19 protein-coding genes are annotated in these 22,086 nt (G+C 64.1%); 10 read left to right on the top strand and 9 right to left on the bottom strand.

The annotated features are described in order from the left end of the window. Positions 1-123 precede the first annotated feature (123 nt). Positions 124-765 (bottom strand): flavin reductase family protein, encoded by a 642-nt coding sequence (locus tag ABEA06_RS01135; RefSeq protein WP_345310286.1) that lies wholly within the window; start codon positions 763-765, stop codon positions 124-126. A gap of 153 nt (positions 766-918) precedes the next feature. Here ABEA06_RS01135 and ABEA06_RS01130 point away from each other — a divergent pair, with 153 nt between their 5' ends. The 4 genes from ABEA06_RS01130 to catC all read left to right on the top strand — a co-directional run bounded on the left by ABEA06_RS01130 (position 919) and on the right by catC (position 4,959). Then, positions 919-2,430 carry an acyl-CoA synthetase gene (locus ABEA06_RS01130; protein ID WP_345310285.1) on the top strand — a complete coding sequence of 504 codons (1,512 nt, stop codon included), beginning with the start codon at positions 919-921 and terminating at the stop codon, positions 2,428-2,430. Between the two features lie 124 nt (positions 2,431-2,554). After that, positions 2,555-3,457 (top strand): LysR family transcriptional regulator, encoded by a 903-nt coding sequence (locus ABEA06_RS01125; RefSeq protein ID WP_345310284.1) that lies wholly within the window; start codon positions 2,555-2,557, stop codon positions 3,455-3,457. Next, entirely contained in the window at positions 3,454-4,554 is a 1,101-nt protein-coding gene (locus ABEA06_RS01120) for a mandelate racemase/muconate lactonizing enzyme family protein (protein WP_303382148.1), read from the top strand. The genes ABEA06_RS01125 and ABEA06_RS01120 overlap by 4 nt, the downstream gene beginning before the upstream one ends. Positions 4,555-4,680: 126 nt before the next feature. Beyond that, on the top strand, positions 4,681-4,959 hold the full coding sequence (gene catC / locus ABEA06_RS01115; protein ID WP_303382149.1) for a muconolactone Delta-isomerase: 279 nt from the start codon (positions 4,681-4,683) through the stop codon (positions 4,957-4,959). A gap of 55 nt (positions 4,960-5,014) precedes the next feature. Here catC and ABEA06_RS01110 read toward each other — a convergent pair whose 3' ends face one another. The 5 genes from ABEA06_RS01110 to benA all read right to left on the bottom strand — a co-directional run bounded on the left by ABEA06_RS01110 (position 5,015) and on the right by benA (position 12,455). Then, positions 5,015-7,864 (bottom strand): helix-turn-helix transcriptional regulator, encoded by a 2,850-nt coding sequence (locus tag ABEA06_RS01110; protein ID WP_345310283.1) that lies wholly within the window; start codon positions 7,862-7,864, stop codon positions 5,015-5,017. A gap of 104 nt (positions 7,865-7,968) precedes the next feature. After that, the gene (locus tag ABEA06_RS01105) at positions 7,969-8,802 is read right to left on the bottom strand and encodes a 1,6-dihydroxycyclohexa-2,4-diene-1-carboxylate dehydrogenase (protein WP_345310282.1); all 834 of its coding nucleotides are present in this window, start codon (positions 8,800-8,802) and stop codon (positions 7,969-7,971) included. Continuing rightward, positions 8,799-10,370 (bottom strand): benzoate 1,2-dioxygenase electron transfer component BenC, encoded by a 1,572-nt coding sequence (gene benC, locus ABEA06_RS01100; protein ID WP_345310281.1) that lies wholly within the window; start codon positions 10,368-10,370, stop codon positions 8,799-8,801. Before benC ends, ABEA06_RS01105 begins: the two co-directional genes overlap by 4 nt. Before the next feature lie 160 nt (positions 10,371-10,530). Then, a complete protein-coding gene (gene benB, locus ABEA06_RS01095) occupies positions 10,531-11,046 on the bottom strand; it encodes a benzoate 1,2-dioxygenase small subunit (RefSeq protein WP_303382153.1) in 516 nt (171 codons plus the stop codon). 41 nt (positions 11,047-11,087) lie between these two features. Further along, positions 11,088-12,455 (bottom strand): benzoate 1,2-dioxygenase large subunit, encoded by a 1,368-nt coding sequence (benA, locus tag ABEA06_RS01090; RefSeq protein WP_303382154.1) that lies wholly within the window; start codon positions 12,453-12,455, stop codon positions 11,088-11,090. A 349-nt stretch (positions 12,456-12,804) separates the two neighbouring features. Here benA and catA point away from each other — a divergent pair, with 349 nt between their 5' ends. Then, complete coding sequence (gene catA / locus ABEA06_RS01085; RefSeq protein ID WP_303382155.1) at positions 12,805-13,674, top strand: catechol 1,2-dioxygenase; 870 nt, start codon at positions 12,805-12,807, stop codon at positions 13,672-13,674. Between the two features lie 432 nt (positions 13,675-14,106). On the opposite strand, the gene ABEA06_RS01080 is transcribed toward catA, so the two are convergent. Then, positions 14,107-14,592, bottom strand: a complete 486-nt coding sequence (locus ABEA06_RS01080; protein ID WP_303382156.1) for a MarR family winged helix-turn-helix transcriptional regulator — start codon at positions 14,590-14,592, stop codon at positions 14,107-14,109. A gap of 55 nt (positions 14,593-14,647) precedes the next feature. Further along, complete coding sequence (locus tag ABEA06_RS01075) at positions 14,648-15,331, bottom strand: hypothetical protein (protein ID WP_345310280.1); 684 nt, start codon at positions 15,329-15,331, stop codon at positions 14,648-14,650. 163 nt (positions 15,332-15,494) lie between these two features. On the opposite strand from ABEA06_RS01075, the gene ABEA06_RS01070 reads away from it, so the two are divergent. After that, on the top strand, positions 15,495-16,574 hold the full coding sequence (locus ABEA06_RS01070; protein WP_345310279.1) for a glutathione S-transferase family protein: 1,080 nt from the start codon (positions 15,495-15,497) through the stop codon (positions 16,572-16,574). Between the two features lie 40 nt (positions 16,575-16,614). Further along, on the top strand, positions 16,615-17,460 hold the full coding sequence (locus tag ABEA06_RS01065; RefSeq protein ID WP_345310278.1) for an HpcH/HpaI aldolase/citrate lyase family protein: 846 nt from the start codon (positions 16,615-16,617) through the stop codon (positions 17,458-17,460). 82 nt (positions 17,461-17,542) lie between these two features. On the opposite strand, the gene ABEA06_RS01060 is transcribed toward ABEA06_RS01065, so the two are convergent. Further along, positions 17,543-18,247: an HAD family hydrolase gene (locus ABEA06_RS01060; RefSeq protein ID WP_303382160.1), complete on the bottom strand. Its 705-nt coding sequence runs from the start codon at positions 18,245-18,247 to the stop codon at positions 17,543-17,545. Between the two features lie 119 nt (positions 18,248-18,366). Between ABEA06_RS01060 and ABEA06_RS01055 the strand changes: the two genes are divergently transcribed. The 3 genes from ABEA06_RS01055 (at position 18,367) to ABEA06_RS01045 (ending at position 22,040) form a co-directional block, all read left to right on the top strand. Continuing rightward, positions 18,367-19,350, top strand: a complete 984-nt coding sequence (locus ABEA06_RS01055) for an LLM class flavin-dependent oxidoreductase (RefSeq protein ID WP_303382161.1) — start codon at positions 18,367-18,369, stop codon at positions 19,348-19,350. A gap of 68 nt (positions 19,351-19,418) precedes the next feature. Further along, positions 19,419-21,647 (top strand): 4-alpha-glucanotransferase, encoded by a 2,229-nt coding sequence (gene malQ, locus ABEA06_RS01050; RefSeq protein WP_303382162.1) that lies wholly within the window; start codon positions 19,419-19,421, stop codon positions 21,645-21,647. 264 nt (positions 21,648-21,911) lie between these two features. Continuing rightward, positions 21,912-22,040: a hypothetical protein gene (locus ABEA06_RS01045; protein ID WP_016997589.1), complete on the top strand. Its 129-nt coding sequence runs from the start codon at positions 21,912-21,914 to the stop codon at positions 22,038-22,040. Positions 22,041-22,086 lie beyond the last annotated feature (46 nt).

Raw genomic sequence — 22,086 nt, 5'->3', positions numbered from 1 at the left:
GTGCTTCGCGGCCGGGCACGGCTGGTTCCTTGTGCGGTTCCGACCAGCTACGACGGGCGACGCCGCCGCGAGACTCTCGCGGCGGCGTCGCCATTCCCGCGCAGTGCGCAGCCCGTCGGTGCGTCAGGTGGGATCGCCGTCGGTGCGATTCTTGATGCTGCCGTACGGGATGCGTCGGATTGACCGGATCTCACCCAGGCCGGCCCATTCGTCGTGCCCCAGGCGGGCAATTGGATCCAGCGCCCGCGCCACTGGTCCTCGCTCGCCCAATGCGCTCGGGATCACGGCAACGTGCGTGACTTCACCGAAGACCACGTAACCGTTTCCCACCCGCAGGGGCTCGCCATGCAGGGTGCATTCCATGCTCGCCAGCGATTCCGCCACCCGCGGGGCCGCAACCGTGCGGGAGGATTGCCTGGTGAGACCGACCCGGTCGAATTCGCTGACATCGGGTGGGTAATCGGTCCCCGTGGCATTGATCTTCTCGAAGAGTGCCACGGAGGTGTGGTTGACCACGAACTCCCGGGTCTCCAACACATTGCGCAGGGTGTCCTTCATCCCGGTGGAGACGAACTGCACAATGGTCGGGTCGGAGGAGACCATGGTGAAGTACGAGTGGGGCGAGAGATTGTCCACGCCGGCGGCCGAGCGGGTGGAGATCCACGCAATGGGGCGGGGGATCACCAAGGACTTGACCGTGGCCGCCCACGAGCCCCGGGCATCGGGGGTCAGCTCTTCCTTGGCCTGGGCAATCGGTTCGCTCATGGTCACCATTGCATCATGCGAGGGCGTGAATTGACACGAGTGATTGTGTGCGATCACTAACTATTGACTATCACAACGATTGACGATTCCATGGTTTGCACGTGACATTCGTCGCGGTGCTGCGCGCCCCGCGGGGAGCTGAGGAGGAAAACCGTGAACCTTGGAATCGGCACGTGGCCCGCCCGCCGCGTCATGGTCCGTCCCGACGCAACCGCTGTGGTGTTCGAGGGGCGATCCGTGTCCTATCGGGACTTCGAACTGCGGGTCCGCAAGCTGGCCAACGCACTACGCGACTCCGGCGTGGAACACGGGGACCGGGTCGCCTACATGGGGTTCAATCACCCGTCTCTGCTCGAAACGTTCTTCGCCACCGGCTTGCTCGGCGCTGCCGCGGTGCTCATCAATCCGCGCTTGCGGCGGGCGGAGGTCGACTACATCCTTCGCGACTGCGGTGCCACCACGGTGGCCTTCGGTCGGGATCAGGGCGCGAACGCCACGGTACTGGAGCCGGAGCTGACGGACGTGCGCACGTGGCTGAGCGTGGACGGGGAAGGCCCGGGGCAGGATTACGAAGCGTTCCTGCAGTCCGGTGGGGAAGCGGCCGTCGATGAGCAGCTCGACCTCGACGATCTGGCGCTCATCATGTACACCTCGGGAACCACCGGTAAGCCCAAGGGCGCCATGTTGACCCACAACAACCTCTTCTACCAGTACGTCAACGCGATGATCGGGCAGGACCTACGTCAGGACGAGGTGCACCTTGCGGTGGCGCCGCTGTTCCACATCGCCGGGCTCAACATGATGACACTGCCCACGTTCATGCTGGGCGGGACGATCATCATCCATCGTCAGTTCCGAGCGGTGGACGTGTTGCGCGAGCTCGAGGATTCCCGCGTGACGTCCTCGTTCATGGTTCCGGCCATGCTGGATTCGCTCTCCCATACGGAGGGCTTCGACACCGCCGATTTTTCCTCCGTTCGTGCGTTCATGGTGGGTGGTTCACCCCTGCCGGAACGGATGCTGCGCACCTGGGCCGAGCTGGACGTGGCCGTGATGCAGGGCTTCGGCATGACCGAGACCGCCCCCGGCGTGCGGATGCTCGAGCCGCGCGACGGCGTAGTCAAGTTGGGCTCCGCGGGGCGCCAGCACTTCTTCACGGAATCCGGACTCGTTGATCCACTGGGTGATCCCGTGGCTCCGGGTCAGGCCGGGGAGGTCATTGTTCGCGGGCCCAATGTGATGGCGGGGTACTGGAACAAGCCGGAGGAAACCGCCAAGGCCTTGGACGGCGGGTGGTACCACTCGGGTGATATTGCCGTGGAGGACGAGGACGGCTATTTGTTCATCAAGGATCGCATCAAGGACATGTACATCTCCGGTGGGGAGAACGTGTACCCGGCAGAGGTGGAGAACGCCTTGTTGGATGTGTCCGGAGTGCAGGAAGCCGCGGTCATCGGTGTCCCGGACGAGAAATGGGGCGAAACAGGCCGCGCATTCGTGGTGCTCTTCCCGGACACCGCAGGCCTGACGGGTCCACGGATCCGGGAGCATCTCCAGGACCGGCTGGCCAGCTACAAGTTACCCGCCGTGATCGACGTGGTGGCTGAACTACCCCGAACGACCACGGGCAAGATTCAAAAGCACGTGCTGCGCGAGCGCCCCTGACTGTGTTCCGACCCGCTGAGGCGAACTTTCAAGGCTGCCAAACTATTTTATCCAAACATGTTCCTAATCACCCCGATTGTAGATAGGATCCTAATAAAACAACGTCGGGAAGAAGCGGGACCCCATGGAGCTTCGACAACTGAACTACTTCATAGCCGTGGCCGAGGAGCGTCATTTCGGCCGTGCGGCCAAGCGTCTGCACATGGCCCAGCCTCCCCTGTCGCAGCAGATTCGCCAGCTCGAGGAACAGCTGGGCGTCAAGTTGTTGGACCGCACCACGCGCCGCGTTGATCTGACCGCGGCGGGGCAGGAGCTGCTGGACCGCGGACGCAAGATCGTCAACGAGGTGGAGACCCTCAAAGCGGACGTCTTTCAGGTGGGCAACGGTGCCACCGGTGTGCTGCGAGTGGGGTTCTCCGGATCGGCGACCTACGGGGTCATGCCCAAGATCGTGCGTCACGTGAAGCAGGCGTTGCCCGGATTGTCCATGACGCTGCAGGGCGAAATGCTCACGCCCGCCATGGAAGCCGGGTTGCGCGATCGCACGTTGGACGCCGCGATGCTGCGCCCGCCGGTGGCCTCCTCCGAGATCGAGTACAAAGTGGTGGCACGCGAGAAGCTCGTGGTGGCCCTGCCGTCCCACAGTCCCTTGGCCACCGGACGCCCCGTGGCCATCAATGAACTCCAGGAACAACCCTTCATCACCTACCCGCCGGAATCGGTCATGTACCGGATGGTTTCCGAACTGTGCCGCCGGGGCGGCTTCCAACCCCGCATCGGCCAGGTGGCCAAGGAAACCTCCACCATGCTGTCCTTCGTGGCCGCGGGCGGGGGAGTGGCCGTGGTCTCGGAGGCGGTGCGTTCCTTCCAGCTCGAGGGCGTGGTCTACGCGCCGCTCGAGGACTCTCCGGACAGTGAGCTCGCCGTGGCGTGGCGCAGGGAAGACCGCTCCACGCTGCTGCACAACTTTGTGAACCTCGTGATGGATGTCAGCGAGGCAACCTCCGGCACGAAAGGCCATGCATGAAAATCACCCGCATCGAGGCGATTCCTTATTCGATTCCCTACGTCCACCCCCTGCACTTCGCATCGGGCTCGGTGGCAGAGGCCGATCACGTGTTGGTGCGTGTGCACACGGACGAGGGCATCGTAGGGGTCGCCGACACCCCGCCCCGCCCCTACACGTACGGTGAGACACAGAAGTCCATCATGGCGGTCGTGGAGGACATCTTCTCGCCCCAGCTCTCCGGGCTGGACATTTTCGCCCGCGATCGCATGCAAACCGTCATGGACCGCACGGTGCACAACCAGACGGCCAAGGGCGCCGTGGACATTGCCGTGTGGGACGTGATCGGCAAGTATTTGAACCAGCCGGTGTCTTCGTTGCTGGGCGGCTACACGGACCACATGACGGTGTCGCACATGCTCGGGTTCAAACCGGCGCAGGAACTGCTGCAAATGGCTTTGGAATTCCGCGAGAAGCACGGAATCAACACATTCAAGCTCAAGACGGGGCGCCACCCCATCACCCTGGACATCGAGGCAGCCCGCGTTCTTCGCGAGGGCCTCGGCCCCGAGGCGCACCTCTACATGGATGCCAACCGCGGGTGGTCCGCCAACGAGTCCGCCGAGGTGCTGCGCCAGACGGCGGACCTGGGCATGGAGTTCCTGGAGGAACCCGACGACGCCCGGGAAGTCCTCGGACGACGTCGCCTGGTCACCAACTCGTCCATTCCCATTGCCGCGGATGAGTCCGCTCCGGATCTGGGCACCGCGGCCCGCGAGATCTTGACCGGCGGTGCGAATTTCCTGGCGATCAAGACCGCCCGTTCCGGTTTCACCGAGGCGACCAAGATTCTGGGAATGGCCCAGGGCATGGGGATCGACGTGTACGTGGGCAACCAGATCGACACCCAGGTGGGCACGATCGCCTCGGTGACCTTCGGTGCCGCGTTCGCGCACACCTCCAAACGCGCGGGGGAGCTGTCGAACTACCTGGATATGGCCGATGACCTGTTGGCCGAGCCCCTGAGCATCGAGGACGGCAAAATTTTCGTCCGAGACGTACCCGGCGTGGGCACCGCAATCGATGAGGACAAGCTCGCGCATTACCGCAACCACTGAGTTTCAGCCGGTCCCTGGCGAGGGCCCGGCGAAATCCCGCCCGCACGCTCGCCGAAAACACGGGGCCCTCGGCCCCCGGTGGCGCGCTGGGCGAATAAGTACAACCCGACACGTGAGGAGAACACCGTGAAGTACCTGGTTCACATGGACGTCAACATTCCCACCGATCTGCCGGCCGACGAGGTCGCCGAGATCAAGGCCACCGAGAAGGCCTACTCGCAGGAACTGCAGCGTTCGGGCAAGTGGCCCGAAATCTGGCGCGTGGTGGGAGAGTACGCCAACTACTCGGTCTTCGACGTGGAATCCAACGGCGAACTGCATGACATCCTGCAGAACCTGCCGCTGTTCCCGTACATGGACATCACCGTGATTCCGTTGGCCAAGCACCCCTCGGACGTCAAGTAATCACCTCTGCGGAGAAATCCCCGTCGCGCACATCGCAGGATGTACGCGACGGGGATTATTCGTTGTCGCGGTAACGGGCGGCCAGTTCGCTGCGGGAGCGGATGCCGAACTTCGTATAGATCCTGGTGAGGTGGTACTGAACCGTCTTCTCGGCAATGAAGAGGTGACTGGCGACCTCTTTGTTCGTGGAACCACCCGCCACGAGCTCAGCCACCGCGGTTTCCTGGGGGGTGAGCTGCACCCGCTCGCGCTGCACGGCAGCGAGGACGGGATCGGCCGGATCCGGGGCGGTGCCCTGGTCCACGCCCGTGGCCTTGAGCTCGCGATCGCAGCGCTGCACGTAAGTGTGCGCCCCCAGCATCTCGTAGAGATCACGGGCCGCGCGCAACACCGACGACGCCAACCGTCGCTTACCGGCACGGCGCATCGACTGCCCAAAGGCGAAACTGATGCGCGCGTGCAGGTACGGGCGGTTCACCGTGCGAAGCTCGTGGAGTGCGTCCTCGAAGTAATCACGGGCGGCGTCGGGGTCTCCCTGGGCGGCCAGCAACCGGCCGCGGGCCCACTTGAGGCGGGCCTGATCGGTGGGAATGTGCTCCGGGCGGTCAATGGCTTCGAACTCGTCCAGGAACTCCTGGGCGCGGTCAAGATTGTTGGTCATGACCAGGGAGTTGACGTAGGTGTCCTGCCAGGACCAGAACGAGACGCGGGTGTTGGTCCAGGGATCCAACTCGGCCACGCGGGTCATGCATTCCAAGGACCCCCCGTAATCACCGCGGGCCTCGAGAAAGCGGGCCTTGGCCAGCAGTGACGGCACCGACATGCACAGGAAACTGTCCGCGGGGACGGCCGCGAGGGAGACGTAATGGCGGGCCAACTCCCAGTCGCCGCGCATCGAGTACAACTCGGCGGCCGTCCAGTACAACAGGGGGCGCAGCATGTCCATCTGCGCGGTCTCGAGCTGCGGGGCGGCCCGGGAAATCGTCGCCGCGGCGGCGTCCCAATGACCCAGCACCAACTGGGTGCGTGCCAACCACGCCTCCGACCACAGCGAGATCCGCAGCGATCCACCGCGGAACTTGGTGGGCCCGGCGGATTCGAACTGGGCTTGCGCGGTCTCCACCTCGTCCGTGCGCAGCGCGAGCCACCCGGCCCCCATTTCCATCCGCTGCTTCTGGGCGTTCTCCTCGCATCGCTCGAAGGCCCTGGCGTACGCCTTGCGAGCCTCTTTCAACTGGCCCGTGGCGAACAACCCCAGGCCGTAGATCGCCTCGGTCTCGATGTAGGCGGGGGTGGTGGGTTCCGTCAGGGACATGGCCTTCTCCGCCCACGAGATCATGGCAGGCCCGTCCCATTGCGCCACGCCACGCAGGACCAGTCGCTGGGCGATCTGCCCCGCGGTATCTGGATCCTGTTTGATGTTCACGCTGCGCCAGGCCGCTCCGAGCTGATTTTCGGCACTGCGATCCTGGCCGGTCACCACGGACAGGTACCCCAGCACGGAGGAGCGCAGGGCCGAGGGCTGCAGATCGTCCACCGCGGCGGCCCAGGCCTTGGCCTCGGCAATGTTTCCCGAACCAATGATCGCGTCCACCGCGCGCAACAACAGGTCATTGCGAAGCCTGGTGTCGTTGGTCAGACGCGACGCGGACAGCAGGGCTTTGGCGGCGTCGTGCCAAGCACCCTGGGAGGCTTGTTCCGTGGCGAAGGCTTGCAACCGGGCAGCCAGTTCGGGATTCGCCGACGGCGCCGAACTCACCAGATGGCCCAGCCTGCGGGACTCGTCGGACACGACCCTGCTCGCGCGATGATGCAGCTCCACCCGGCGACTGGGCAGCATGCGCTCGTAAATGGCGCCCGCGGCGGAGGGTTCGAAGAACTTCACCTGACTGCTGGCCTGGTTGAGTTCCAACGTCAGCAAATCGGCGCGGTGGCCTTCGTCCAGGGCCGAGAGCAGACGCGCCTGATCGGTGACACCGCAAACCTCCGCAATTTCGGTGAGGGAGGAATCCTCGCCCATGAGCGCCACGGCTTCTGCCACGTTGGCGAGGTCCTCGGACGCTGCGGCCATGATGCTTCCCACGCGGGCACGTACCCGACTACTCGCGGGAAGGGCGGGAAACCAGGAATGCCACGTGTCCCGAGGCATTTCTCGCAGCAACTCGTTGATTTGCTGCGGGTTACCGCGGGTGTGCCGAACCAGCTCGTAACTGGCGGCCGAGGACAAGTCGATGTTGAAGCGGCGTCGGGCGAGTTCCTGGGTGCCGCGCGGATCCAGAGGTTCCAGCGTGATTTGCTGCACCTCGTGACCGGTGAGCTGATCCAGCACCGTGGCCGGCATGCCCTGGGCCTGATTGCGGTCCAGAGTCAACAGGAACATGACCTTCTTGGCATGTAACCGGCGCAGCACGAAGGACAGAATGCGAAGGCTCGCCTCATCGATCCAATGAGCATCGTCGATGATGACCAGAACGGGCGAGCGTTCCTGCATTGATTCCAAATGTGTGCCCAGAGTGGCCGCGTGATTCATGAGCCGGTCCGGGGTCAAGGCCTGCGAGCCCACGGGCGTCCGGGCAATATCGATGTCGTATCCCTTACCCGAGCGCACGGGCGAGGCCATGATCAACTGGCTGTACCCAGCCAGCTGCAACTGGGCCTCCCACTGGTCGCCCTGCGCCCGCAGAGTCCGCGGTGGCCGGGCGCCACTCCTGACGTGCGCTGCGAACTCCGAGATCAAAGACGTTTTCCCCATGCCCGCTTCGCCGTTGATGACCACCGTGTTCACTCGCCCCTTACGGGAGTCCTTGAGCAGGTCGCTCAACCGCTCCAGGGCGGGATCCAGTCCGATCAACACGCGATGCATGGTGCCGTGGGTGGGCACCACGGGCTGCGGGGACTGGCTCACGATCACTCCTGGACGTCGGCGGCTGGGGTGAGTACCTGCGGATACTGTACGCACCGGGCGAGTCGAAAAGACTCACCCGGTGCGTCAGGAATGCGGGCCGTCACTCAGCCCATGTCACCGCCGCTGACCTGGATCACCGACCCGGTCATGTATGAAGCCTCGTCCGAGGCCACGAACACAATGGGTGCGGCTTGTTCGTCTAGGGTTCCGTAGCGCTTGAAGAACGTGGAATCGGTGACCTGATCCACCACGTCCTTGACCCATGCCTGCTCCTGATCGCCCTCGGGTCCCGGCCCGCGTTGTACCTTGCGGGGTGGTGCCTCCGTGCCACCCGGGGCGGTAGCCATGACCCGGATGCCGCGGCCCGCGGTCTCCATCGCCAGCGCCTGGGTGATGCCGTTGACACCTCCCTTGGCCGCCGAATACGGCACGCGATTGATGCCGCGCGTTGCATTCGAGGACACGTTCACAATGGTGCCCGACCCCGCGTCCAACATGGCGGGCAGAACCGCTCGACACATCCACAGCGTGGGGAACAGGGAGCGGTTGATCTCCTTCTGGATCTGTTCGGCATCGAAATGCTCGAACGGACGCATGAGGATGGCTCCGCCCACGTTGTTGATCAAGATGTCCACGCGAGCGTGCCGCTCCAAGGTTTCGGACACGGCATGCTCCGCTCCCTCGAACGTCTCCAGGTCCACGCCGGTGACCGCGCTCGCGGAACCGTTGGAACCGTTCTGCTGGCCGTACGAGTTGATACCCTCGGCCACCTGCTCGGCCAGCTCGGAACGGTCAACCAGAACCACGGTGCCGCCCTCGGCACCGATCCGCTCGGCCACCCGCTGTCCGATGCCCTGGGCGGAACCGGTCACCAGCACCACCTTGCCGTCGAAACGGCCCGGGCTCAGTGCACTGAACGGTTCGGGCAACTGGTTCACTCGGACTCCTTTTTGACGATTGCGCCTTCCATGGTCTCCTTGGCATCTCGTGCGTGGGCCATGATGACCTCGCGGGCACGCTCGATGTCCTTCTTCTCGAAGGCGTCCACAAAGTCCACGTGATCCTGAATGACCCGGTCGAAGATCACGGTGCCGGACTCGAAGGTGGCCTGCATTTGATCGGTCAGGTCCAGGCGGCGGTAGGACTCCAGCAGCGAAGGGTTGTTGGACACGGTGAAGAGGTACTCGTGGAACTCTTCGTTGTAGCGCACGAAGTCCTCGGGCTTCTTGACCTCGGAGCCGCTCACGCAGTCCGCGGTGGCATCGGCCAGGCGGCGCAGGTTCTTGACCTGCTCATCCGTGATCTTGGGCATCATGAGCTCGGTGATGGCCAGTTCGAGACCCATGCGGGCGTCCAGCTGCGCAAAGGAATCTTCCTTGGCGAAGGACAACCGCCCGGTCTCCATGGACGAAACGGCCTCGGACTTGGAGATCGAATCACCGGACTCCGCCACGTCCGCGGAGCTGACGGGTGCGCCGGTCTCGGCGTCGCCGCCGGTCTTCTCCTTGGGTGCAAAGCGCTCGAAGTAGAAGTTGGCGGGTTCGATGCCCTCGGTCTCGAGCCACTTGGCCACGGCGTTGACCATGGGCGGGGGGCCGCACAGGTAGATATCAACGTCGCCGTCGTTGAGGTGGCCCGGCTCGATGATCTGGGTGACGTAGCCGGTGTGCGGTGCCGAGGTGCCCTCTTCGGAGGCAATGTAGTCCCACGTGAAGTTGGGCAGCTTGGCCTTGTACTCCTCGATCCAGTCCAGGCCCACGATGTCTTCCTCGCGGGTCACACCGTAGACCAGGTGCACGGCGTGCTCCGGCGGGTTTTCCGAGAGCTTCTCCAAGATGGACAGCAGGGGTGCCAGACCGGTACCGCCGGCCAGCAGCAACAACGGGCGCTTGGGGTCGCGGAGGAAGAACGAACCGAACGGGCCCGAGAGGGTGATCTCGTCGCCCACTTGGGCGCGGTCACGCAGGTACTCGGACATCGCGCCCTTGGGAGCGGTACGCACCATGAACGCTGCCGCCTCGGTGTTGGGTCCGCTCGAGAACGAGTACGAACGCTCCACATCGACGCCGGGGATCTTGAGGTTCATGTACTGACCCGGCAGGTAGGCCAGCTCCGAACGCTTGTCGATCTCCAGGGTGAAGGATGTGGTGGTCTCGGAATGACGGTCCAACTGAGTAATGCGCGAGGTGTACGAAGAAGCCGACGTCTTGGCGGACTCGGACGTTGCGGGAATGTTCACGGCCATGTCCGATTCCGGCACGGTCTGGCAGGTCAGGATGTACCCCTTCTCGAACTCTTCGTCGGTCAGGGCGTCCTCGATGAAGTCTCCCGGATCGAACTCGCCGGACTCGCAGAAGGACTTGCAGGTACCGCACGCGCCGTCGCGGCAGTCGGAGGGAATGTTGATGCGCGCCTTGTAGGACGCGTCCATGATGGTTTCGTAGTCATCGACCTTGATGACCTTGGTGACGCCATCTTCAAAAGTTAGTGCAACCTGGTTCGGCATGGGTGATCTTCTCCTACTGGCGGTGAACCGTGATCATGGGACGGGTACGTTCACCGTCATAGCTGTGGTGTGTAAATGGGCCAAACGGTGCGGACAGCACCGGTGCCCGGACCCCTGAGGCGGGGGCCGGGCACCGGACCGTCCGTCACAGCGAGTGGACTCAGATCATGTAGATGTCGACTACGTGGTGAATGTAGTCGTTCTTCAGGACAACCTTCTTGTCCATGATCTTGGGCTGCTCGCCCGCCATGTTGATGGTGTACAAGCTGTAACCGAAGTACGTATCGGTCACGTTGTAACGGAAGTACAAGGTGAACCAGTTGAACCGGACCTTCACCTCGTCACCGTTGTGCTCCAGAATCTCGACATCCGTGATGTTGTGTCCGGTGCGCGGCTCCGGCAAGGACGTGGCCGATGAACGGTCGGTCTTGATGCGGAACACGCGATCCTCGATACCACCGCGGTTGTCGTAGTAGATCAAGGAAATTTCGCGCTGCGGGTCCTCCGTCAGCTGGCCGGCATCGTCCCAGGCGGGCATCCAGTAGGAAGCGCTCGGGTCGTAGCACTCGATCCAGGCGTCGAAGTCACGGTCATCGAGCAGGCGGGCTTCGCGGTACAGGAACGCCCGGACCTTTTCAATGGTGGACGTGCGCTCTTCGGTCAACGTTTCAGTCATGGTCTCGCAATCTTTCGTTGTGTCGGTGGGGCGAACGTGGATCAGACAGTCGCCGGATCGTTGTCGAGCTCGCCCGCGGCCTGGTCCATGACCTGCTTCCAGTAACCGTGCTGAACGGGGTACAGGCCCTCGTCCTCTGTGCGAACGCCGGAGGCAATCACGTTGTTCATGCCCAGGGCCGCCGCCTGCTCGTCCGGACCGGGGATCTCGTGGGCGACGCCGCGAGTCATGTCGTTCCAGGGAGCGGCCGAGGCCAGGTAGGTCTTCTGGCAGGAGCGGAATTCCTCGAGGTCATCCGGGGTGGCCATGCCGGTGGCGTTGAAGAAGTCCTCGTACTGGCGAATACGGTGTGCGCGCGACTTGTCCGACTCGCCCTTGGGGGCGATGCAGTAGATGGTGACCTCGGTCTGGTCCACGCTGATGGGGCGGACGTGGCGGATCTGCGAGGAGAACTGGTCCATCAGATACACGTTGGGGTACAGGCACAGGTTGCGAGAGATGTTGATCATGAAGTTGGCCATTTCCTCGCCGTACTTCTCCACGAGCTCCTCGCGGCGGTCCCACAGCGGACGGTCCTGGGGGTTGCCCCACTCCTGCCACAGCAGCAGGTGGCCGTGCTCGAAGGAGTAGAAGCCGCCCTTGGCCTTGCCCCACTTGCCGGCGTCCATGGCCTTGGTGGTGTTGGTGGAGTCACCGGCGGTGCGGCGCGAGGTGGTCGCGGCGTAGTTCCAGTGGGTGGCGGTGACGTGGTAGCCGTCCGCGCCGTTCTCCATCTGAACCTTCCAGTTGCCGTCGTAGGTGTACGTGGACGAACCACGCAGCACCTCGAGGCCCTCGGGGGACTGGTCGACGATCGAGTCGATCACTTTGGTGGAATCCCCCAGGTGCTCCTCCAGCGGCAGGACGTCCGGGTTCAGCGAGCCGAACAGGAAGCCCTTGTAGTTCTCGAAGCGAGCAACCTTGGTGAGGTCGTGGGAGCCTTCTTTGTTGAAGTTCTCCGGGTAGCCCGCGTTGCGGGAATCCTTCACCTTGAGCAGTTCACCGGTGTTACGGAAGGTCCAACCGTGGAACGGGCAGGTGAAGGTGGTGCGGTTGTCGGTCTTGCGGCGGCACAGCATGGCACCGCGGTGTGCGCATGCGTTGATGAGAGCGTTGAGCTTCTCTTCCTTGTCGCGGGTGATCACGATGGGCTGGCGACCGATGAAGGTGGTGAAGTAGTCACCCACATTGGGGACCTGGGACTCATGGGCGAGGTACACCCAGTTGCCTTCGAAGATGTGCTTCATCTCGAGTTCGAAGATCTCCGGGTCGGTGAAGATCTCACGGTTGGCGCGGATGATGCCCTGCTCGCGGTCGTCGACGAGCGCGGTTTCAAGAACCTGGTGAAGGTGGCTGAGGGTTTCGGTCATGACGTAACTCCTTGGACTTCGGTGCACCGGGTGGACCCGGCGCATCTTGTGGTGCGGGTGATGATGCTTAAACCCGCAGGTGAACCACAGGTTGCGTACGTCTCATTCTGGCCTCTAGTGATACCACTCACATCAGGGTAAACCCTAGGGTGAAGTAAGGGGGTGGCTTATCGTCACCCATAATCAATATCGGCCAATTACATATTTGTTAGATATGGATTCGGTTCGTAGGCTTGAGACAAGCGTCAGGGTGTGTCACCCACCACAGGGTTGCGTGAAATTTCTTGGTGGGTCCTCGCATCACCCCCGGGGCGTACATCTTTTCAATGATGAGAAAGTGGAGGTCACCATGACTGATACCCGCAAGGAAAACGAAGGCACCGCGGTCGAGGCCGGCTCGCTCGCGACCGAGCGTTTCGCCCAGTCCGGCAAGCTGAACAAATTCGAAGTTCCCAAGGAACGCGTCTCCCTGCTCGCAGGTGAGCTGATCCAGGCCGCCAACGACATCGCCATCAAGCACGAGGTCACCTACGAGGAGTACAACGCCCTCAAGGCCTGGCTGATCAAGGTCGGCACCGACGGCGAATGGCCCCTGTTCCTCGACGTGTGGCTCGAACACACCATTGAGGACATCAACTCCAAGGAACGCCCCGGCACCGTGGGCACCATCGAGGGCCCGTACTACGTTCCCAACGCCCCCGATATGCCCACCCCGGCAACCCTGGAAATGCGCGAGGACGAAGAAGGCACCCCGCTGCTGTTCCACGGTAACTTCACCGACACTCATGGCAACCCCATCCAGGACGCACAGGTGGAGATCTGGCACGCTGACGCGGCCGGCTTCTACTCCCAGTACGCCCCCGGGCTGCCCGAGTGGCTCTTCCGCGGCACCGTCAAGGCGGACGAGAACGGCTACTTCGAAATCAACACCATGCAGCCGGCTCCCTACCAGATTCCGACCGACGGCGCGTGCGGCCAGTTGATCGGCGCCGCAGGTTGGCACGCGTGGCGTCCGGCCCACATCCACATCAAGGTTTCCGCTCCCGGTTACCAGCTGGTCACGCAGCAGCTCTACTTCCCGGGCGACCCGCACAACGAGGATGACATTGCCTCGGCAGTGAAACCCGAGCTGATGCTGGAGGTCAAGGAGCGCGAAGGCGGCCAGGGCAACCAGGTGGAGTACAACTACGTGCTCGCCAAGGAAAACGAAAGCAAGTAAGTAGCTCTCCGCCCGCGGCGATCCCGGTCCCGCGGAGCGCTGAGCCACGCCGAAAGCGCCCCGATTCGCAGGAATCGGGGCGCTTTCGCATGCGCGCCGCAGGGCGGGTCGGCCGGCCCTGAGGCTCGGAATCACGGCGGTACTGTTAGTGTTCCGGGAAAGTGCCGTTTCCCGCACCCGGTCTCGGTACTCATATCTCCTGGTAGCAATAATGTGAAGTCATGCAAATCACCGTACTTGTTACTTGCATCTCGATGGATTTGCCCCCTAGAGTGGTGATGTCAGTCGAAGTGGCCCGGATGCATCCCCCCAAGAGCGTCCGGACGTTCCCCCGGCTGGCCGGCGTCCCGTATCTCCCCCGATCGGGATGTCCGACGGGTCCTGTCAATTCCCCCAAGCGACAGGACCCGTCCCCTGTTAAGGGGGTTTTTCTCAGAGCAGATTCATCTTCTCCAGGCGGGGGATCACATCGTCAGCCATGGCCACCAGCACGTGCATGTCGTCGGCGCTGAGATGGTCCACGAACGCCTCGCGCACCATGGCCAGATGAGCGGGTGCGGCCGCGTTGATCGCCTGACGGCCGTGGTCGGTGATTTCCACGATGAGTCCGCGGGCGTCGTGAGGGCTGGGTTTGCGGCATACCATGCCGCGCTTTTCCATTCGGGACAGCATGTGTGACAGGCGAGAGCGTTCCCAGTCCAAGTGCCGCAGCAGCTCACGCGAAGCCATGCTGCCGTCCTTCGATTCGGACAGGGGGACGAGCACGTGGTATTCCGAGCTCGACAGCTCACTGTCGCGTTGAAGTTGCCTGTCGATGGCGCGCTCCATGCTCCGCGACAGCGCCAGGAAACTACGCCAAGCGGCGTTCTCGTGCTCCGATAACCAGGGCACGGAATTGGCGGATGAGGGCGTCTGCATGATGTGGAGAACTTTCTGTTCTGGCCGGTCGGGGTCACGGGTCGAGCGCTGCGGATTACTCGCGCGGGCCGTGTTTGATCCAATCGAAATCGTAGTAGCTCGGCCGCGCATCGCGGTCGCGGGCCCGCTCCGCGTAATCGGTGGGCCGCAGCGGGGAGTCGTCGTCATCGGGTCGGGTCAACACGGCCATGGCCACCAGCCCGAATCCCAGACCCGAGCCCACCACCATGGTCATACCGGCCACGATGAACGCCAGGATGTAATCATCCACGAGGCCCTCCGGAATGGAACTGCCCATCACCGGTTCCACCAGGAACGACGCTCCGATTCCCAGCAGCCCGATCAGGAGGAGGGCACCGGGGATCAGCCAGAGCTTGGACCGCCTGCGGATGGCCACGGCGTCGGGGTCCCTGAAGGCGGTAAGGATCTGGAATTGGACCATGATGTACCCCAGGGCACCCAGCAGGGCCAAGGAGGCCCCCACGACCCACCCCTCGGCGAAACCAATGGCCATCAACCCCAGGCCGACCAGTGCGCCCAGCAGAATCACGGTGAAGGACAGTCCGCGGCCCATGCGGCGGGCGGCCCTGGGCGAAACCTCCCGGTACTGGGATGGCGTCTCGGGCGGTGGTGACGCCTGGTGTGCCGAGTTCCCACTTCCGGGGACGCGCACGCCGTACCGGGGACGTTCGGTCTCGTGGGGACGAGAATTTTCGGAAGGATCGCTGGTCGTGCTCATGGTCTTCACCCCCGAGGAAGAAGTGGTGGGCCGCCACATCAGGTGTGGTTGTATTCAGCAACTGTAGTCCTGACAATCGTCTTCGACAGCGGTGGTTTGTGTCATAGCAGGTGAAGGTGATGATGACGTATCATCAAAATAAATCTTAGACGTGAGGAGCGCCGTGACCGACGCGAAGAACCAGGACAAAGATCAGCACTCCACTGCCGGGGCGTATGTCCACGCCGGTGAGGAATTCAATCGGGACACCACGTACATCGAGGATCGGATCGTGGCCGAGCCCGAGAACGCCGAACTCGGCGAGGGTGCCCAAGCCTGGCCGGTCGCGGCCGGTCGCTACCACCTGGTGGCCGCGCGCGCCTGTCCCTGGGCCAACCGCACCCTGATCGTGCGTCGATTGCTGGGCCTGGAGGACGCCATATCCATCGGCCTGCCCGGGCCCACCCACGATGCCCGTTCATGGCAGTTCGATCTGGACCCCGAGGGTAAGGATCCGGTGCTGGGCACCGAGCGGCTGCAGGAGAATTACTTCGAGCGTTTCCCCGACTACCCGCGCGGCATCACGGTGCCGGCCATCGTGGACATCCCCACCGGCGAGGTGGTGACCAACGACTTCCCGCAAATGACGGAGGACTTCGCCAAGGAATGGACCGAGTTCCACCGCGCGGGCGCACCGGATCTGTGGCCCGCCGAGCTCGAGGACGAGATGCGAGACGTCATGAAGCGCGTCTACACCGAGGTCAACAACGGCGTATACCGCTGCGGTTTCGCAGGCTCCCAGGAGGCCTACGACAAGGCCTATGAGCGCTTGTGGGTGGCCTTGGACTGGCTTGAGGAACGCCTGGGCGAAAAGCGGTACCTGATGGGCGAGCACATCACCGAGGCGGACGTCCGACTGTTCACCACCCTGGTCCGCTTCGACCCGGTCTACTACTCGCACTTCAAGTGCTCCCGTCAGAAACTGACCGAGCTGCCCAACCTGTGGGGCTACGCCCGTGATTTGTTCCAGACCCCCGGCTTCGGTGACACGGTGGATTTCCAGCAGATCAAGGAGCACTACTTCATCGTGCACGAGGACATCAATCCGTCCCAGATCGTTCCGGTGGGCCCGGATCTGAGCAATTGGCTGTCGGAGCACGGTCGTGAAAATATGGGTGGCTCCCCGTTCGCGGACGGTGCTACTGCGCCGGGCCCCGTGCGTTCCGGTGAAGAGGTTGATCCCGCGCACACGCCCCTGCGATAGTCCCTGTCCAGCACAGTTCCCTGAAGTAAAGGCAGAGTTAGTGACTCCGTACCGTAATCAGCGCGCCGCAGACCTGCCCGCTCGGCTCTCGCGTTCTTGGCTTTTGACCTCCGCAGCCAACACGTCTTTGTTCGCCCCGGCCCTGGCATCGGAGGCGGATTCGGTGATCTTCGACATCGAGGACGCCGTTCCGGAGGAGGACAAGGACAACGCCCGGGTCGACATGATCCAGGCCATGAAGGACGGCGCGAGCGCGTGGGTCCGTGTCAATGACATCACCACCCCCCACTGGGAGAAGGACCTGGCCGCACTGAGTGAGGTCGACAATCTGCGCGGCATCGTGCTGGCCAAGACCGAGCACCCGGACCACATCACCAAGACGGCCATGATGAGCCGCGCGGGCACTCCGGTGGTGGCGTTGATCGAATCGGCCGTGGGTCTCATGAACGCCTATGACATCGCGCGTGCTCCCGGTGTGTTCCGCCTGGCCTTCGGCGTGGGTGACTTCCGTAAGGACACGGGTGCCTCGGGTGATGCCATGGCGCTCGCGTTCGCACGTTCCACCCTGGTCACCGCGTCTCGCGTGGGTGAGCTGCCCGGCCCCATTGACGGTCCGAGCAACGGGGTGTCCCGCGAGGGGCTCGAAGACGCGTGCAAGGTCACTCAGTCCATGGGTATGACCGGCAAGTTGACCCTGTATCCCGACCAGGCGGACACCATTAACCACGCGCTCGCCCCCAGCGAACAGGAGATCCGCTGGGCCCGCGAAATGATCGAGAAGGCCAATTCCGGTCACACCGGTGCGGACGGTTCCTACCTGCCGCGCCTGGCTCGGGCCAAGAAGGTCTCGGAGCTGGCCGAGACCTACGGTCTCTGGAACAGCTGACTGCCCCCAGCACGACGACGCCGCTGCGCCCCGTTTCCTGCCGTGCGGCAGGGAGCGGGGCGCCGTGCGTTTCACGACCGGGTCACAGCCCCCAACCGGTCATGAACTCCCGCACGCGCGGGTCCGCGAGCGAATCCGCAATGAAGTGACTGGAGAGGGGTTCGTCGTGACCGTTGGGCACCCCCAGGACCCATAGTCCGGCCCGAGACGCCGCGGTGGTGCCCGCGGGGGAGTCCTCGATGGCCAGGGCCTGCCCCGGCTCCACACCCAGGCGGCGAACGGCTTCCCGGTAGATATCGGGTGCGGGTTTGCCGTGGGTGACATCGTCCGAGCTGACCCACGTGGTGATGGTCCCTTCCAGGCCCAGCGCATGCACCTTGCGATGGAGGACCTGCGCGGTCGAATTGCTGGCCACCGCCACGGGCATGCGCTCGGCAAAGGCGCGCACGGTTTCCAGGGCGCCCGGCAACGGTTCCAGAATGCCGGAAACCACCGAGGCCTCGACCTCGATCAGGTGCTCGTAGACCTCATCCGGGTCGGGCCCCTCACGGCCCTTCTCGGCAGCGGCTTCGGCGGCACGATCGGTGATCCAGCGCGCGACGTCCGCGGCGGAGAGTCCCATCAGTTCCTTGAGCGAGGCCTCGCCGAATGCGACGTCGTAATCGGCGCAGACCTGTTCCTGCACGCCGGCCCATGCGGTTTCGGTGTCCATGAGCACGCCGTCGCAGTCGAATACCGCGGCGGTGGGGCGCCAGTCTGCGGGCGGGGCGGGCAATGACGGTTTCATGGGGTAATCCTCACGTGACGGGAGCGGCGGTGGACGGAACAGGTAATAGCATCGAAGACGACGACCCAGCGGACGGCCGGTGAAAGGACCACACCGTGGTAGCAGCCCAGAATTCTCACGTGAACCTCTCCGCCTTGGATCTGGTGCCCATTATCCAAGATCGACCGGTCGCCCAGTGTGTGCGCGATGCCACGGCGCTCGCCCAGCGGCTGGAGGCCGCCGGCTACGCACGGGTTTGGTATGCGGAACACCACAACTCGGAGTCCTTCGCGTCCTCGGCCACCGCCCTGCTCATGGGGCAGACCCTCGCGGCCACCTCCACCATCCGCGTGGGGTCCGGCGGCATCATGCTGCCCAATCACGTTCCGCTCACCGTGGCCGAGAATTTCGGAACGCTGGAAAGTCTCTACCCGGGGCGAGTGGACCTCGGGCTGGGCAGGGCACCCGGAACCGATATGCGCACGGCCTTGGCGCTGCGCCGTGGTCAGGGAGGTCACGACACCTTCCGCCAGGACATCCACCAGCTCGAACGTTACTTCGGAGGGCAGGAGGGCGAGCCCATTCGCGCCGCGGTGGCTCGCAACACCCGCGTGCCGCTGTGGATCCTGGGATCCTCCACCGACGGCGCCCTGGTCGCGGCGTCCCTGGGTCTGCCCTACGTGTTCGCCTCGCACTTCGCGCCGGCCATGATCATGGCGGCCGTCGAGACCTACCGGACGGCCTTCGACGCGTCCGCGCCCACGGCCACGCTGGAGGAGCCGTACGTGATGGTTGCCGCCAATGTGCTCGCCGCCGATACCGAGGCCGAAGCGCGTAGGCAGTTCACCACCCACCAACTACTGGTCCGCGGAATGGCCCGCAACAGCCGGGGGCCGCTACAGCCCCCGGTGGATCAGGTGGACCTGACCCCGGCCGAAGCCGCGTTCGTGGAGCAGCACCTGGCGGTCTCCGCCGTGGGAACCCCACAGCACGTGGCCGACCAGCTCGAACAGGTCGTGGAGCTCACCCGCGCGGACGAGTTGATGCTCAACAGCTACGCCTACGACCCGGAGGTACGCGCGCGCAGCTTCGAACTCACAGCCCAGGCCTGGGACGCGTCATAACCCGCGGCAACGACCGAGGGCGGGTCATGTGGGCCGGAGATGGTCACCCGGCTGATTAGAGTGGTGCCATGGCGGACAGCGCATCACACTCGGGTGAGACCCCACTGCAAACATTGGCCTCCCGCTGCGGCGTGGCCACCGACTATCAAGGTTTTGACGGGGAATCCAAGACCGTGCCGGACGAGACCCTGCGTAAGGTGCTCACCGCGCTGGGCGCGGACGCCTCATCCGAGGCCGCGGCACGGGAGAGTCTCCGGGCTCGGGATGAGGCCCCCTGGCGGCGCATGCTGCCCCCTGTGGTGATCACCGAGGTCGCTACGCACACCACGGTGGACGTGACCGTGCCCTCCGGTGCCGATGCACGTGTGCGGTTGTGGCCCGAGGGCCACCCCGAGGCCGCGCGGGAACTGGACGCCGCGGCGTCGTCGGACACCCGCGAGATTGACGGGGTGACGCGGGAGAGGCGCCGCTACGAGCTGCCCGAGGATCTTGAGCTGGGGTGGTACCTCCTGGAGGCCGAGAGCCCGGAGGTCCATGACGGCGGATCGGAAACGATCCACGTGGCCGTGACCCCGCAGCGGTTGAACACCACCGACAAGCTGCGCGGGCGGCGGCGCTGGGGTTACATGGCGCAGCTCTACTCGCTGATGTCCTCGCGCTCGTGGGGCGTGGGTGACCTGTCCGACCTGGCCTCGCTGGCGGCCATCAGCGGCACACAGGGCGCGGACTACGTGCTGATCAATCCGCTGCATGCCGCGGAGCCGGTACCGCCCGTCGAGCCGTCCCCGTACTTACCCTCCAGCCGACGGTTCTTCAACCCGCTCTACCTTCGGATCACCGACGTGGCCGAGTTCGCGTACCTGCGCCCCAACGATCGCGAGGTAATCGAGCGGCTGGCCGCCGTGCAGCGCAAGACCGTGCTGGATCCCAACCGGATCGATCGCGACCCCGCCTACCAGGCCAAGCTCAAGAGCCTGGACCTGCTGTTCACCGTGCGGCGCTCGCCGTACCGCCAGCAACAACTCGAGGCCTTCGTGGCGCGCGGGGGACAGACGTTGCAGGACTTCGGTTTGTGGTGCGCGCTGCGTGAAGAACTGGGCGAGGATGCTCCCGAATGGGGCGACGGCGCCGCCTCACCGGTGGCGCCCTACGCTCGCGAGGCGCGTACCCGCCTCGCGCGCCGCATCGACTTCTACGTGTGGCTGCAGTGGTTGCTCGACGAACAGCTCGAGGCCGCCCAGCGCGCGGCCCACCTGGCGGGCATGGACATCGGTGTGGTGCACGACCTTGCGGTCGGTGTGAGCAAGAACGGCGCCGATGCCTGGACTTTGCAGGACACCATGGCCAGCGGTGTGAGCGTAGGAGCTCCCGCGGACATGTACAACCAGCTCGGCCAGGACTGGAGCCAACCGCCGTGGCACCCGCAGCGGCTGGCCGAGGCCGGTTATCAACCCTGGCGGGACATGCTGCGCAACATTTTCCGGCACGCCGGTGGCATCAGGATCGACCACGTGGTGGGGTTGTTCCGGCTGTGGTGGATCCCGGACGGCAACCAGGCCTCCGAGGGCGCCTACGTCTATTACGACCACGAGGCCATGGTGGGCGTGCTGGCACTGGAGGCCGAACTGGCGGACGTGGTGGTGATCGGTGAGGACCTGGGCACCGTGGAACCCAGTGCGCGCCGGTACCTGGAACAAAAAGGGGTGCTGGGTACGTCCATCCTGTGGTTCGAAATGGCCGAGGACGAGCCCCTGGACCCGTCCCAGTACCGCGAACTGTGTATGGCATCGGTCAACACTCATGATTTGCCGCCCACCGCAGGTTATCTGGAGGGTGTGCAGCTCGAACTCCGCGAGGACCTGGGGTTACTCGCTCGTTCCCCCGAGGAGGAGCGTAGGCAGGCGCGGCAGCAACTGGAAACGTTCTTCACCGCGGTGGAGGCCGAGGGCTTGCTCCCGGGCGGCGCGCAGAGCAGCGAAGAGGCCAAGATCGAGGCGCTCTACCGCTACCTGGGGCGAGCGCCGTCCATGCTGTTCAACGTGTCCCTGGTGGACGCGGTGGGGGAGCGGCGGATCCAGAACCAGCCGGGCACCAGTGACGAGTATCCCAATTGGCGGGTTCCGCTGGCGGACGGGCAGGGAAAGTACGTCCTGCTGGAGGAACTCAACGCGATGGCGCGCGTGCAAAGCCTCGTGCGGGCCGTCAACGAGACGCTTGGAACCGCATCCCGTGACCCCGAGGTGTCGGTGCACGAGCCGCTGGAACACCGAGATATCGCGGAACCGAGGCAGAAATAACGGATGCCGCCGAGGGGTTCCCCCCGTCCGCAACTTAGGTTAGATTAGTCTTACCTAATCTCCTGGGTGAGGAGATGGGAACCGCACAACGTGTTCTGGGGTGTGCGCCGGGTCATGGACGGCGCGCACCCCGAACTCGTGTTAAAAGCCCCCGAGTTTGCCCCTTGGGCGGCTACCGCTAGGATGGTCCTGCGCTCAATCGCACCGTTTTTAACGTTGAGTTTGCGAGAGAGATCGTAGAAGCCTAGAATTTAAGGCTGTCGTGTGGTGGAGTCCATCTACCGGCGCCTGATCTTCACCGTCTTCGTCGTGGCGAGTGCCCTGACCGGTACTGACGCGGGGCAATTGAGCACCACCGCCCAGCGCACGAACGGTGGCATTTTCTTGAGGTGACGGATCACTCTTGGCCGCAGCTGACAGCGTCAACACACAACGCTGA

It is taken from the genome of Kocuria gwangalliensis (assembly GCF_039544365.1).
Taxonomy (GTDB): Bacteria; Actinomycetota; Actinomycetes; order Actinomycetales; family Micrococcaceae; genus Kocuria; species Kocuria gwangalliensis.
Note: the sequence above shows the minus strand (reverse complement) of the source record. Positions and strands in the feature narration are given on the sequence as shown.

Bases quoted from the DNA above. Each gene is read 5' to 3' on its own strand.
- ABEA06_RS01135 (WP_345310286.1), bottom strand. From the start codon at position 765: ATGAGCGAACCGATTGCCCAGGCCAAGGAAGAGCTGACCCCCGATGCC.
- ABEA06_RS01125 (WP_345310284.1), top strand. From the start codon at position 2,555: ATGGAGCTTCGACAACTGAACTACTTCATAGCCGTGGCCGAGGAGCGT.
- ABEA06_RS01120 (WP_303382148.1), top strand. From the start codon at position 3,454: ATGAAAATCACCCGCATCGAGGCGATTCCTTATTCGATTCCCTACGTC.
- benC (WP_345310281.1), bottom strand. From the start codon at position 10,370: ATGCCGAACCAGGTTGCACTAACTTTTGAAGATGGCGTCACCAAGGTC.
- benB (WP_303382153.1), bottom strand. From the start codon at position 11,046: ATGACTGAAACGTTGACCGAAGAGCGCACGTCCACCATTGAAAAGGTC.
- benA (WP_303382154.1), bottom strand. From the start codon at position 12,455: ATGACCGAAACCCTCAGCCACCTTCACCAGGTTCTTGAAACCGCGCTC.
- catA (WP_303382155.1), top strand. From the start codon at position 12,805: ATGACTGATACCCGCAAGGAAAACGAAGGCACCGCGGTCGAGGCCGGC.
- ABEA06_RS01080 (WP_303382156.1), bottom strand. From the start codon at position 14,592: ATGCAGACGCCCTCATCCGCCAATTCCGTGCCCTGGTTATCGGAGCAC.
- ABEA06_RS01075 (WP_345310280.1), bottom strand. From the start codon at position 15,331: ATGAGCACGACCAGCGATCCTTCCGAAAATTCTCGTCCCCACGAGACC.
- ABEA06_RS01060 (WP_303382160.1), bottom strand. From the start codon at position 18,247: ATGAAACCGTCATTGCCCGCCCCGCCCGCAGACTGGCGCCCCACCGCC.
- malQ (WP_303382162.1), top strand. From the start codon at position 19,419: ATGGCGGACAGCGCATCACACTCGGGTGAGACCCCACTGCAAACATTG.